The organism is Pseudomonas sp. V98_8 (assembly GCF_029967975.1).
Classification (GTDB): domain Bacteria; phylum Pseudomonadota; class Gammaproteobacteria; order Pseudomonadales; family Pseudomonadaceae; genus Aquipseudomonas; species Aquipseudomonas umsongensis.
In genome coordinates this window covers 1-12,360 of the sequence record NZ_JASCAE010000079.1, presented here as the reverse complement: position 1 = coordinate 12,360, position 12,360 = coordinate 1, and the positions used below count along the sequence as shown (strand labels likewise).

Below are 12,360 nucleotides of genomic sequence, written 5' to 3'. Positions count from 1 at the left end.
CGATTCGACATGCTCGCTCCTACAGAAAATCTGCGATTATTTGAAAGTCAGCTTCTCAGGCACATCCACATCCCACAACACACCGGGGTCATCCACCCTCACTTGTACCACCCGCCCCTGGGCAAACAACCCCTTGGCGCCGCGATCGCCTGATAACGCCATCAATCCCGGAGCAAAACTGCGTCCAAAGCCCACCGGATGCCCGTACTCACCCTCCTGTACCGGCACGCTGACGCAGTCATCGGCTATCTGATCCACAACGCGTTCAATACTCGATGGCAGGATGAACGGCATATCTCCCAGTACCATCAGCCAACCATCAAGTTGAGCGCATGCCGCCACCCCTGCCGCAATGCTGTCGCCCATTCCGGTCGTTTCGATCAGGACGATCTCGCAGCCATAGGCCTTGGCCATGCGACTGACTTGCGGACGAGCGGCCGTGGTCACCAGAAAGCGCTTATCCAGCGTGGAAGGCAGATTCACCAGGACTTGTTCGATGACCGATCGAACCGCGCCATCACGCCCCTTGCAGTCAGCCAGCAGCTTGTCCTTGTCGTCGCCCGCGACCTGTCGGAAACGACTGCCCTGCCCCGCCGCCAACACGATCACTCCGATGGATTGACTCATACACCCTCCCGCAGCGGTTTCTTCTGCTTAAGCTCGATACCATTCTTGATCGCCACAATCTCGGCCATCAGCGACAAGGCGATTTCCGCCGGGCTGTGGCTGCCGATGTGCAAGCCGACCGGGCCGTGCAACCGCTCGATGGCCTGCTGTGACAGACCGAGCAGAGCCAGGTTGTCCCGGCGCTTTTGGCTGTTGACCCGGGAGCCGAGTGCACCAACATAAAAGGCCCGGGAGTCAAGGGCCGTCAGCAAGGCCATATCATCCAGGCGCGGATCATGAGTCAGCGCAACGATAGCCGTGCGCTCGTCGGTCTGGATGTTCAGCACCGCCTCATCGGGCATGCCCGAGACGAATCGACCGTGCTGTTCCTCCCAGCCGTAGACGAATTCGCTGCGCGGATCGCAAATCAGCACTTCAAAATCCAGCAGCCGTGCCATCTCGGCGACAAAGCGAGACAACTGCCCGGCACCAATCAACAACAAGCGCCAACGCGGGCCATAAATGGCCCGCAGGGTCTGCCCATCGAAAGCCAGCACATCGGTCTTGGCGGCGGGCTGCAAAATGACTTCCCCGGTCGCGATATCCAGCGAACGCGCGACGATTTCATGGCCCTCGCAGCGCGCCAGCAACTCGGCGACCCACGCAGGATCGCCAACGCGCTCCTCGGTCAAACGCAAAGTGCCGCCGCAGGGCAAACCGAAGCGTGCCGCCTCCTCACGGGTGACGCCGTAGGTGATCAGTTGCACCGGCGGTCCGTCGGCCGCAATGCGACCGTCATGCAAACGGGCAATCAGGTCGTCTTCGACACAACCACCGGACACCGAGCCAATCACCACGCCGTCCTCGCGCAATGCCAGCATTGCACCAGGCGCCCGGGGCGCAGTACCCCAGGTCTGCACGACGCTGTACAACATCACCCGCTGGCCGGCGCGACGCCATTCCAGCACGCTGCGCAGGACATTCAGATCGGCACTGTCCATCACGCCTCGACCTTCTGCCAACCCTGTAATTGATAACGGACCGGCAGGCTGCGGATACGCTTGCCGGTGGCGGCAAAGATCGCGTTGCACAGCGCCGGTGCAATCGGTGGCACACCCGGTTCGCCGACACCGCCCAACGGCACATTGCCCGGCGGCGTTACCAGGTGCACCGCGACCTCCTTGGGCGCCAGGGACATGCGCGCCACCTCGTACATGTGGAAGTTGTCCTGCTGGACCTTGCCATCCTTGAAGCTGATTTCGCCCAGCACCGCATTGCCCAGGCCCATGACGCAGGCACCTTCGAACTGCGAACGAATCCGCTCGGGGTTGATCTGCGGCCCGCAATCCACGGCAATGTCAGCTTTGTGCACGATCAAGGTGCCATCGTCCTTGACTTCAACTTCGATCACTGCCGCCACGTACGTCACGAAGCTGTAGTGCACCGCCAGGCCCAGGCCTCGGCCCTTGGGCAACTCACGTCCCCAACCGGCGGCCTTCGCGGCAGTTTCCAGTACCGTGCGCAGGCGAGCGGTATCGATCGGATAACGCTCGGGCGATTCACCGTAGTTCCATTCTTCACTCAAGGTGCGTGGATCGATCTGGCGGTCCGGGCCGAGCAATCTGACCTGGTACTTGAGCGGGTCTTCTCCGGCCTTGTGCGCCAGTTCATCGATGAAGCTCTGGATCGCAAAACCGTGGGGGATGTTCGATACCGATCGATACCAGCCAACCCGCGTATGGACAGTGGCCTCGGGGTTTTCCAGGCGAATGTTGGGAATTGCGTAGGCCATGTTGGTGAAGCCCATGCCCAGCTCGAAGGCGGCCTCATGGTTCATGCCCGGCGCAAACAACGCAGTGATGCTCGGCGCCACCGTGCGGTGCAGCCAGCCGGAGGGCAAGCCGTCCTTGTTCAGGCTGGCCTTGAGGTATTCGGCCGACACCGTGTGAAAATAGGAACAGTGAATATCGTCTTCACGGGTCCATTGCACCCGCACTGCCTTGCCGGGGAACTCCTTGGCCAGGATGGCCGCTTCGATAATGAAGTCGGGCTTGGACTTGCGCCCGAAGCCTCCGCCCAGCAACGTCACGTTGAAGGTGACTTTATCGAATGGCACGCCCAGGCGTTCGGCGATCCGCTCGCGGGTGACCTGTGGCGCCTGGCTTGGCCCCCAGGCTTGGCAAACACCGTCCTTGTAGCGAGCGATGGCAACCATCGGCTCCATTGGCGATTGTGACAGGTGCGGCAAATAGTAGGAGGCTTCCAGTGTGCTGGCGGCATTGGCCATGGCGTCGTCGATATTGCCGGTATTGCGCACCACTTTGCCCGGCTTGAGCGAAGCGGCCTCGAGCTCCTTGCGGTAGGCGATCGAGTCGTAGCTGGCGTTGGGGCCGTCGTCCCATTCGATTTTCAACGCCTCGCGACCCTTGATCGCCGCCCAGGTGTTATTGGCCACCACCGCGATGCCGCCCAGGGGTTGAAACTCCGAGGGCAGTGGACGGCTTTCAATCTGGATGACCTTGACCACTCCCGGCACTTTCATCGCAGCGCTGCCATCGAAGCTCTTGACCTTGCCGCCATATACCGCCGGCCGGGCAATGACGGCAAACAGCATGCCATCGAAATGCACGTCTGCGCCGTATACCGCGCGGCCGTTGACGATATCTTCGCCATCGATGGCCCTGGTGCCTTCCTTGCCGATGTAGCGAAACTCCGAGGGCTGCTTGAGTCGCAAGCTGTCCCTGGCCGGCACGGCCAAGGCGCCGGCTGCGGCGGCCAGAGCGCCATACTCCAGTTCGCGACCGGAAGGCTTATGGATGACTTTATGCAGCTGCGCATGGCATTCGCCAACCGGCACTTTCCATTGGTCGGCGGCGGCCTGTTCCAGCATGGTCCGGGCGGCGGCGCCGCAGCGGCGCATCGGTTCGTACCAGTGACGCATGCTGCGCGAACCATCGGTGTCCTGGTTGCCGAACCGCACTTCATCGCCCGGCGCCTGTTGCACCTTGACCCGCGCCCAATCGGCTTCCAGCTCGTCGGCCACCACCATGGTCAGGCTGGTCCGTACGCCCTGGCCCATTTCCGAACGGTTGCAGACCACCGTCACCGTGCCATCAGTGGCGATGCTCACATACACCTTGGGATCGTCGATCCAACCATTGGGCATGCCATCGGCGCCGAACTTTTTCTGCGCCTCTTCGGCAAACGCGTCTTGCCAGCCCCAACTCGCGGCAACCACCAGCGCACTGGTGGCCCCCACGCCCTTGAGGAAACCCCGCCGACTGAGGTTGCTCAGGGCGAAATCATTCGGTAACCGGCTCATGCCTTGGCCTCCTTCAGGTGAGTGGATGCCTGGCGAATGGCGGTCTTGATGCGGTTGTAGGTGCCGCAGCGGCAGATGTTGCCGACCATCGCCTCTTCGATCTGCTCATCGCTGGGGTCGGGATTGGTCTTGAGCAGCGCAGTGGCGGACATGATCTGCCCACCCTGGCAGTAACCGCATTGGGCCACGGCCGTGTCGAGCCAGGCTTGCTGCACGACTTTGCCGACCGGGTCGGCGTGCAGGTTGTCGATGGTGGTGACATTCTGGCCGACGACCGAGCCAATCGGCGTGATGCAACTGCGCGCGGGAGCACCTTCGATATGAATCGTGCAGGCGCCGCAAAGGCCCATGCCACAGCCAAACTTGGTGCCGTTGTAACCGGCCACGTCGCGAATCGCCCAGAGCAAGGGCATATCCTCGGTGACATCGAGTGGATGGTCTTGACCGTTGAGTTTCAGGGTAATCATGGGCACGCCCGCATAGTTATAAAGGTCATGGGGTCGAGCAATCTGCCGCCGGGAGGTCGGCGGTTGGCATAACGCAGATCTACTCAGGCTAATAGGGCTCTCTTATGCCGGACGGAGACGTCTGCACCGGGCCTTTGATGGAACAAATGCAATGCATCGTTAGCTCGCTAAGTTAACCCAGCATTAACAAAAAAGCCCTGCACTTTTCATCAGTGCAGGGCTTTGAAGTCCACCTTGAAAGCGTAGCCTCAATAGCGGTTCGGCTCCATTTCCAGGTCGACATGGAAACGCTCTGAAATGTCTTTCTGGATGCGCTGCGCCAGGTGCAGCAGTTGCAGCCCTGTCGCACTGCCGTAATTGACCAGCACCAGTGCCTGCATTTTGTGTACGCCTGCATCGGCATCGCGGAAGCCTTTCCACCCTGCCCGCTCGATCAACCAGCCGGCAGCCAGCTTCATCTGTCCGTCGGGTTGCGCGTAGGCCACCAGGTCCGGGTATTCACCCTTGAGCTGTGCGACCAGTGCCGCTGGGACCAAGGGGTTCTTGAAAAAGCTGCCGGCATTGCCGAGCACCGCCGGGTCCGGAAGCTTCTCGTTGCGAATGCTGCAAATGGCCTGACTGACGTCCGTGGCCGTCGGATGATCGATGCCCTGCTCGGTCAGGCGCTGACGCACAGGACCGTACTCCAGGTGCAGGTGGGCGGTGCGATCGAGGGTGAAACGCACGCGCAGGATCAACCAGCGCCCAGGCTCCTGTTTGAACACGCTGTCGCGGTAGGCGAAGTTGCATTCTTGCAGACTGAAGTCGCGCAGTTCGCCAGTCTGGCGATCCAGGGCGGTCAGGCCGGCGAACACGTCCTTGATTTCCACGCCATAGGCGCCGATGTTCTGCATGGGGGCCGCACCAACGGTGCCGGGAATCAGGCTAAGGTTTTCCAGGCCTGACAAGCCCTGCACCAGGGTGTGTTGCACGAATGGATGCCAGGGCTCGCCCGCCTCGGCCTCGATCACGACCTTGCTGCCATCGTCGCTGATCACGCGTATTCCGCGGGTCGCCATGCGCAGTACCATCGACTCAATGTCAGCGGTCAGCAGCAAGTTGCTGCCACCGCCGATCACCAGCAAGGGCACCTGGTGTTCCCGCGCATAGGCCAGGGCCTCACGCACATCGGCGTCGCTATGGGCCTCGGCAAACAGGCGGGCCTGGACATCCACGCCAAAGCTGTTGAACGGCTTGAGCGAAACCTGGGATCGCAGTTGCAAACTCATAACCGTTCCTTCAGTTCGATCACCAGCAGGTCACTGGCGCGCTCGATCAAGTCCAGCACGTGCTCGAAGCCATGTTCACTGTCGTTGTACGGGTCCGGGACTTCCTCGACCTGCGCCGGGTAGCGACGCAGGAACAGGTCCAGCTCCGCCTTGCACTTGGGCGGTTGCAGATCCATGAGGTTGCGCAGGTTACTGTTGTCCATCGCCAGGATCAGGTCGTACGTGGCGAAATCGGCACGGGTGACCTGCTGGGCGCGCTGGGCGGACAAATCGTAACCACGGCGTTTTGCCGCCGCCTGGCTGCGCTTGTCCGGCGCGCTGCCCACGTGCCAGTCGCCGGTGCCGGCAGAGGCCACTTCGACTTGATCGGCCAGCCCCGCTTCACGCAATTTATGCCGCAGAACGCCTTCGGCCGTGGGTGAACGACAGATATTGCCCAGACAGACAAACAGAACCCGCATCAGGCCTCCAGCAGGCGACGAACGCGCTCGAGGTCTTCAACGGTATCGACGCCGGCAGGCGGCGCGATCAGTGCATCGGCGACGTGGATCCGTACCCCGTGCCACAAGGCACGCAGTTGTTCCAGGCACTCGGTGTTTTCCAGCCAGCACGGGCCCCAGCTGACGAAGTCATGCAGGAAACCGGCGCGGTAGGCATAGATGCCGATGTGGCGGCGATACGGCACGCCTTCGGGCATTTGCTCGAGGCTCTTGGCGAACGTGTCCCGTGCCCATGGCAACGTGGCGCGACTGAAGGTCAGCGCCAGGCCATTGAGGTCACTGACGACCTTGACCACGTTGGTGTTGAACAGGCTCTCCACGTCTTCGATCGGCTCGGCCAGCGTGGCCATGCGCGCTTCGGTATGGGCAGCCAGGTTTACGGCCACCTGGTCAATGACACTCGGCGGTATCAACGGCTCGTCACCCTGGACGTTGACCACGATCGCGTCGGGCGCCAGGCCCAGCTTTGCCGCGACTTCAGCCAGGCGATCGGTTCCGGAGTTGTGGTCTTCGCGAGTCATCACCACTTCGGCACCAAAACCTTCACAGGCCTGGGCGATGCGCGCATCGTCCGTGGCAACCACCACGCGCTCTGCGCTACTTTTGCACGCCTGCTCCCAAACGTGCTGGATCATCGGCTTGCCAGCGATCAACAGCAGCGGCTTGCCCGGCAGGCGGGTGGAGGCGTAGCGCGCAGGAATAACAACGGTAAAGGCTGAAGTCATTTATCCAGACGCTCGTCGGTGGTCAGGGTACGGGCTTCGGATTCGAGCATCACCGGGATGCCGTCGCGAATCGGGTACGCAAGGCCAGCGCCCTTGCTGATCAGCTCGGTCTTGTCAGCGCTGAGCTTGAGCGGACCTTTGCAGACCGGGCAAGCGAGGATATCGAGCAATTTGGTGTCCATGAACATTCCCTGGATAGAAACGGATTTAAGGCAAAAGACGAGCCGGCAACAGGCGCATCAACTGTGTATCGAACCAGGCCGTGAAGGCTGGCGACGGCACAGCGTCGACCGCCAGGTACCACCAGTCGGCGGCGGCGAAGGCACGGCACTTCACCGCATCCTTTTCGGTCATCACCAATGGCAATGACGGGTTGAAATTCAAGGCCTGCGCACTGTATTCGGCGTGGTCGGCGAATGCATGCGGGACTGGCTGCCAGTGTAGCGTTTCGAGGGTCCTGAAGAAACGCTGCGGGTTGCCGATCCCGGCCACCGCATGCAACGCCTGGCCCGCGGGAAAGTGATCGAGCGGGCGCCGTTCGCCGCTTTGCAGGTTGACCAGCGCCGTCGGTTGCAACTGGAAGGCAAAGCCGTCGCCACTGTCAGCCGTTGCACCGTTGTAGAGCACCGCATCGACACTTTGCAGACGCTCGACCGGTTCACGCAGCGGCCCGGCCGGCAAGCAGCGGCGGTTGCCCAATCCGCGGGCAGCGTCGATCAGGACCAGCTCCAGATCCCGCGCCAGGCGGTAATGCTGCATGCCATCATCGGACAGGATCAGGTCCAGCGATTCACTGTCCAGCAGGGCTTTGACCGCGCGGCTGCGATCCGGATCGATCATCAACGGCACGCCGGTGCGCTGCACGATCAACAGCGGCTCATCGCCAGCGATGTCGGCGCTTTGATCCGCTTCGACCCGCCACGGCAATTGCGCTGGCTTGGCACCGTAACCCCGGCTGACCACGCCAACCCGCAGGCCACTACGTTGACAGTGCTGGATCATCCACAGGATCAGCGGTGTCTTGCCGGTGCCGCCCACGGTGATGTTGCCCACCACGATCAGCGGCACCGGTGGCTGATAGATATCGCCCTCGCCCGCCAGAAAGCGCTTGCGCTTGTTGTTGACCACGCGGCGGTACAACCACTCCAGCGGCTGTAACAGCTTCAGGGCCGGATGCCCCCGGTACCAGGCAGCGAGCAAGCGTTCGGACATGCTTTTCAAGGCGCGGGCGGCGCCGCCTCGACTGTGGTCATGCGCAAATGGCTGAAGCCGAGCTTGCCGGCAGCGTCCATGGCGGTGATGACCGACTGATGCTGGGATTTTCCGTCGGCGCTGATGGACAGCGGTCGACTGGTATCGCCATTGGATTGTTTCTGCAGGGCATCCATCAGCGTTGCCAGGTCACTTTTGGGCAATACCTGGTTGTTCACCGAAAATATGCCGTCGGCACTGATCGCGATGTCCAGTTGCCGGTTCTGGTCCTCGGAAGGCGCTCCGCTGACCGCTTCGGGCAGATCGACGCGCAACTGGGTTTCACGGGTGAACGTCGTGGTCACGACGAAAAACAGCAGCAGGATAAACACCACGTCGATCAGCGACGCGAGGTTGATGTCCACATTCTCCCGTTGCTTGCGGCGGAATTTCACGCTTTGCCCCCCGCCAGGTCCACGTCACGATCACCCTGCACGACTTCGACCAGCTTGATCGCTTCCTGCTCCATGCCGACCACCAGCTCATCGATCCGGCGTTGCAGGAAACGGTGGAAGAATACCGACGGGATACCGACCATCAAGCCCGCGGCCGTGGTGATCAGCGCCTTGGAGATACCCCCGGCCAATACCGCCGCATTGGTGGTCATGCCCGTGCCCATGAACGCACTGAAAATATCGATCATGCCCAGCACCGTACCCAGCAGGCCCAGCAACGGCGCCATGGCAGCGATGGTACCGAGGGCATTGATGTAGCGTTCCAGCTCATGGATGACCCGCGCAGCGGCCTCTTCGATGCACTCCTTCATGATCTCGCGACCATGCCGGGAGTTCGCCAGGCCAGCGGCCAGGATCTCGCCCAACGGCGAATTGGCGCGCAGTTCCTTGAGCTTCTCCTTGTTGAGTTGCTTGTCCTTGATCCAGACCCAGACCTGCCCGAGCAAATGCTCCGGGGTCACGCGACTGGCCCGCAGGGTCCACAGACGTTCGGCAACGATAGCCATTGCCGCGATGGAACTCAGGATGATCGGCAGCATCATCCAGCCGCCGGATTTGACCAATTCCCACACAGTGACAGTCCCCTCGAAAAAGTGCGCCACTCTAACATAGGGGGTGGACTCACCGAAGACTGTGATGTCGCATCCGGTCGGCCTTTGATCACCCAAGGTCATTTCCCCGAAGGTGGCGGATCGCGCCAGAAGCGCCGTTCTTGACGCATCGCGCGCGGGGGTTCGAAACGCCCCAGTTGCAGATGAACGGCGCCTTGCTGCGCACTGTCGTAGATGTCCATCGCGCGATGTCGATAGCGTTCGATCACCACCGGATGAGGATGACCGAAGGAGTTGCCCTGTCCACGGGAAATCAGTGCCGCCTTGGGCTGCAAAACGTTGAGCAGCGCCGTCGACGACGAACTGCGACTACCGTGGTGCGGTGACTGCAACCAGTCGGTAGGCACGGCCAATGGGCTGGCGAGCAACGCGCGCTCGGCGTGGGTGTCGATGTCACCGCTGAGCAGCAATCGCTCGCCATTGGCTTCGATCTGCAACACACAGGAGTTCTGGTTGCTGTCCCTGGCCTGTGGCCAGTGCCACAGTTGAAAGTTGACCCCGTCCCACGTCCATTGCCGACCGCTCTCACAGCCCTCGGCCTGCAACTCGCCAGGCAGGTCGGCTGGTTCGCCACTGAGCACCCGTTTCACCGGCAATCCATTGGCCACTGCCTGGGCGCCACCGGCATGATCGGCATGGGCATGGCTGATCAACATCAGGTCGATCGCCTTCACACCCAACTTGCGCAGCGCGGGCAGGACCACCCGTTCCCCCTGGTCAAGACCGCGCAAACGCGGACCAGCGTCATACAACAGCGTGTGATGGCGCGTGCGCACCATGATCGCCAGTCCTTGGCCCACATCCAGTTGCCAGACCTCGGCGATGCCTTCGGGCAGGATCGGCCGTGGCGGAAAAACCAGCAGTAGCAGCATGGGCCAGCCTAACGGTCGCATCGGCACGCCGCGCGGCAGCAGCAACAAAAAGGCGCCCAGCGTGCCGATGGCCCAGACCCATAGCGGGATGGCCGCGGGCACCCAGGCGGGAAGCTTGCCGGCGACCAATGCCAACCCGGTGAACAGCCAATCTATCAAGCCGCCCGCCAGCCACAGCAGCCACTCGCCGACGTAGGGCACCGGCAGCAAAAGTGTACCGAGCAACGCAGGGGGCAGCACCACCAGGCTGATCCAGGGTACCGCCAGCAGATTGACCAGCGGCCCGCTAAGGCTGATCGGCAGTCCCAGGACCAGCAAAAACGGTCCAAGGCCAATAGCGATCAGCCACTGGGCACGGGTCCAGGTTTGCCACCATGGCCAAGGCCCCAGGCGCCCACCAAACGTGAAGATCAGCACCGCCACCGCCGCGAAGGACAGCCAGAACCCCGGTTGCAGACTCGCCAACGGGTCCATCAGCAAGACGCCATTGAGCGCCAGCAACAGTGGCCACCAGGCACCCAGGTGACGAAAGCGCAGGCGCCATAGCAGCACCAGGCCGATCATCAGGCAGGCTCGGCGGACCGGCACTTCAAAGCCAGCCAGCAGCCCATAGCCAAGGGCGGCCACGAAAGCCAGGCTGCAGGCCCAGGGCAACCATGGTAGACGGGCTGGCCACAAGCCATAACGGGCAAGCCCGGCGATCAACAGATAAACCAGTCCCGCCAACAAGCCGACGTGCTGCCCGGAAATCACCAACAGGTGCACGGTGCCAGTGTCTTGCAACACCTGCCAGTCTTCGCGGCTGAGCCCCGCGCCGTCTCCCAGCACCAGCGCCACCAGCACGCCAGTTCGACCTTGCGCGTCCACGGCCTGCAGCCTCTGGCGGATACCGTCGCGCCAGGCCCACCGGGCGGGCGCAAGCCGCTCCCCGGCCTTGACCGTCCCGGTCGCACCGATGCGTTGCGCCAACAACCAAGCCTCATAGTCGAAGGCATGCGGATTGAGCAACCCCACGGGTCGCTTCAGCTTGACCGCGAGCCGCCAGCGTTCGCCGCTGTTTACCGGCGGGCCGTCATACCAGGCCAGACGCAACTGTCGCGGCAGGACGGTACGGCGTGACCGACTGTCAGTCAGTTCGAAACGCACCACCCCCTCACCATTCTGTGGCAGCCCGGTGACCCGCCCTTCGACCCAACGGGTTTCCCCGTCGAGGGCCGGCGACAGCCGATCATCCAGGGCCCATTGGGCATGGGCACAGGCCCAACTCAAGCCGAACAGGAAAAACGCAGCCGGATACGCCCTGAACGGCAGCAACATCAAGCCTGCCACCGGCATCAACAACCACAACCAGACCGGCGGTAACACCGGTAAAAAACGCAAGGCCAGCAAGCCCAACGCCAGCGCCATCATCCCTGTGCGCATAAGCCCGTCCTTGAGAGTCCAGTCCCTAGGCATAGTCGGCCCGACGCACGTCCGTCGTTAACAATTGTCACAAAGTCTGAATGGGTGCCTCATGGAATCCAGACATACTTGCCACCTTGATCGACCGAGAAGCCTTATGCCCCGGCGCTTATTCAAACGCTACATGCCAGACCCGACCAGCATCAGGGAACACAAGTCCTTACGCTTTCTTGGCACCCTGCTGCATGACCCGAACCTCTGGCACCTCAATCGCCATTCCGTCGCCCGGGCCATGGCAGTCGGCTTGTTCGCGGCATTCCTGCCGATTCCGATGCAGATGCTGGTCGCTGCGGTTCTCGCGATCATCGTGCGCGGCAACATGCCGATTGCGGTCAGCCTGGTCTGGTTGACCAACCCGATCACCATGCCGGCGGTCTTCTTCTGTACTTATCAGACCGGTGCCTGGTTGATGGATGTTCCAGCACGGCATCTGCCGGACGAGCTGACCTGGGAATGGATCAGCGGTGAACTATCGACCCTGTGGCAGCCATTTTTGCTGGGGTCGGTGGTGGTAGGCGTTGTGCTTGGGGCGTTGGCTTATTGCCTGGTGATGATGTATTGGCGCTGGTGGGTGGCGCGGCAGTGGCGGCGGCGTAAGCGAAGTCGGATGTGAGAGGCCGGTTGATCGTGTGCATATCCGTTGCTGCGGTAACGACTGCTTATGGTTTCGCCCTTACGGCGAGTCACTTTCGAAAAGCGCGAAAGTAACCAAAGCGCTCTTGCCCCACCACTCGGTGCCTCGCTTGGGCTCGGCATGCCCTCACTCCGGCATTGCTCCGTGGGTCGCCGCGATGGGCCGTCCCTGGCCCAGCGCGGCTAAAC

Annotated in this window: 13 protein-coding genes; 1 reads left to right on the top strand and 12 read right to left on the bottom strand. The window is 62.1% G+C overall.

The features are described from left to right. Positions 1-36: 36 nt before the first annotated feature. The 12 genes from QLG10_RS23680 to QLG10_RS23625 all read right to left on the bottom strand — a co-directional run bounded on the left by QLG10_RS23680 (position 37) and on the right by QLG10_RS23625 (position 11,499). Positions 37-627 (bottom strand): nucleotidyltransferase family protein, encoded by a 591-nt coding sequence (locus QLG10_RS23680; protein WP_110754138.1) that lies wholly within the window; start codon positions 625-627, stop codon positions 37-39. Further along, entirely contained in the window at positions 624-1,607 is a 984-nt protein-coding gene (locus QLG10_RS23675) for an XdhC family protein (protein WP_110754140.1), read from the bottom strand. The genes QLG10_RS23680 and QLG10_RS23675 overlap by 4 nt, the downstream gene beginning before the upstream one ends. Continuing rightward, positions 1,607-3,928, bottom strand: coding sequence for a xanthine dehydrogenase family protein molybdopterin-binding subunit (locus tag QLG10_RS23670; protein ID WP_188263746.1), 2,322 nt, complete (start codon positions 3,926-3,928; stop codon positions 1,607-1,609). Before QLG10_RS23670 ends, QLG10_RS23675 begins: the two co-directional genes overlap by 1 nt. Continuing rightward, positions 3,925-4,395, bottom strand: coding sequence for a (2Fe-2S)-binding protein (locus tag QLG10_RS23665; RefSeq protein ID WP_008066557.1), 471 nt, complete (start codon positions 4,393-4,395; stop codon positions 3,925-3,927). The genes QLG10_RS23670 and QLG10_RS23665 overlap by 4 nt, the downstream gene beginning before the upstream one ends. A 248-nt stretch (positions 4,396-4,643) precedes the next feature. Next, positions 4,644-5,663, bottom strand: coding sequence for a UDP-N-acetylmuramate dehydrogenase (gene murB / locus QLG10_RS23660; protein ID WP_033044088.1), 1,020 nt, complete (start codon positions 5,661-5,663; stop codon positions 4,644-4,646). Continuing rightward, positions 5,660-6,124 (bottom strand): low molecular weight protein-tyrosine-phosphatase, encoded by a 465-nt coding sequence (locus tag QLG10_RS23655; protein ID WP_179055884.1) that lies wholly within the window; start codon positions 6,122-6,124, stop codon positions 5,660-5,662. The genes murB and QLG10_RS23655 overlap by 4 nt, the downstream gene beginning before the upstream one ends. Then, positions 6,124-6,888 carry a 3-deoxy-manno-octulosonate cytidylyltransferase gene (kdsB, locus tag QLG10_RS23650; RefSeq protein WP_110754148.1) on the bottom strand — a complete coding sequence of 255 codons (765 nt, stop codon included), beginning with the start codon at positions 6,886-6,888 and terminating at the stop codon, positions 6,124-6,126. Before kdsB ends, QLG10_RS23655 begins: the two co-directional genes overlap by 1 nt. Next, positions 6,885-7,070 carry a Trm112 family protein gene (locus QLG10_RS23645; RefSeq protein WP_003179363.1) on the bottom strand — a complete coding sequence of 62 codons (186 nt, stop codon included), beginning with the start codon at positions 7,068-7,070 and terminating at the stop codon, positions 6,885-6,887. Before QLG10_RS23645 ends, kdsB begins: the two co-directional genes overlap by 4 nt. 25 nt (positions 7,071-7,095) lie before the next feature. Next, positions 7,096-8,100 carry a tetraacyldisaccharide 4'-kinase gene (gene lpxK / locus QLG10_RS23640; protein ID WP_110754150.1) on the bottom strand — a complete coding sequence of 335 codons (1,005 nt, stop codon included), beginning with the start codon at positions 8,098-8,100 and terminating at the stop codon, positions 7,096-7,098. 5 nt (positions 8,101-8,105) lie between these two features. Then, positions 8,106-8,534: a biopolymer transporter ExbD gene (locus tag QLG10_RS23635; protein ID WP_110754152.1), complete on the bottom strand. Its 429-nt coding sequence runs from the start codon at positions 8,532-8,534 to the stop codon at positions 8,106-8,108. Beyond that, positions 8,531-9,166, bottom strand: coding sequence for a MotA/TolQ/ExbB proton channel family protein (locus tag QLG10_RS23630; protein ID WP_020799918.1), 636 nt, complete (start codon positions 9,164-9,166; stop codon positions 8,531-8,533). The genes QLG10_RS23635 and QLG10_RS23630 overlap by 4 nt, the downstream gene beginning before the upstream one ends. Before the next feature lie 98 nt (positions 9,167-9,264). Then, positions 9,265-11,499: a DNA internalization-related competence protein ComEC/Rec2 gene (locus QLG10_RS23625; protein ID WP_282488147.1), complete on the bottom strand. Its 2,235-nt coding sequence runs from the start codon at positions 11,497-11,499 to the stop codon at positions 9,265-9,267. A 136-nt stretch (positions 11,500-11,635) separates the two neighbouring features. On the opposite strand from QLG10_RS23625, the gene QLG10_RS23620 reads away from it, so the two are divergent. Continuing rightward, on the top strand, positions 11,636-12,151 hold the full coding sequence (locus QLG10_RS23620) for a DUF2062 domain-containing protein (protein ID WP_033044086.1): 516 nt from the start codon (positions 11,636-11,638) through the stop codon (positions 12,149-12,151). The last annotated feature ends 209 nt before the right edge of the window (positions 12,152-12,360 follow it).

Coding starts and splice junctions, on each gene's coding strand:
- murB (WP_033044088.1), bottom strand. CDS start 5,663: ATGAGTTTGCAACTGCGATCCCAGGTTTCGCTCAAGCCGTTCAACAGC.
- QLG10_RS23670 (WP_188263746.1), bottom strand. CDS start 3,928: ATGAGCCGGTTACCGAATGATTTCGCCCTGAGCAACCTCAGTCGGCGG.
- QLG10_RS23620 (WP_033044086.1), top strand. CDS start 11,636: ATGCCCCGGCGCTTATTCAAACGCTACATGCCAGACCCGACCAGCATC.
- QLG10_RS23625 (WP_282488147.1), bottom strand. CDS start 11,499: ATGCGCACAGGGATGATGGCGCTGGCGTTGGGCTTGCTGGCCTTGCGT.
- QLG10_RS23665 (WP_008066557.1), bottom strand. CDS start 4,395: ATGATTACCCTGAAACTCAACGGTCAAGACCATCCACTCGATGTCACC.
- QLG10_RS23675 (WP_110754140.1), bottom strand. CDS start 1,607: ATGGACAGTGCCGATCTGAATGTCCTGCGCAGCGTGCTGGAATGGCGT.
- QLG10_RS23655 (WP_179055884.1), bottom strand. CDS start 6,124: ATGCGGGTTCTGTTTGTCTGTCTGGGCAATATCTGTCGTTCACCCACG.
- QLG10_RS23680 (WP_110754138.1), bottom strand. CDS start 627: ATGAGTCAATCCATCGGAGTGATCGTGTTGGCGGCGGGGCAGGGCAGT.
- QLG10_RS23645 (WP_003179363.1), bottom strand. CDS start 7,070: ATGGACACCAAATTGCTCGATATCCTCGCTTGCCCGGTCTGCAAAGGT.
- kdsB (WP_110754148.1), bottom strand. CDS start 6,888: ATGACTTCAGCCTTTACCGTTGTTATTCCTGCGCGCTACGCCTCCACC.
- lpxK (WP_110754150.1), bottom strand. CDS start 8,100: ATGTCCGAACGCTTGCTCGCTGCCTGGTACCGGGGGCATCCGGCCCTG.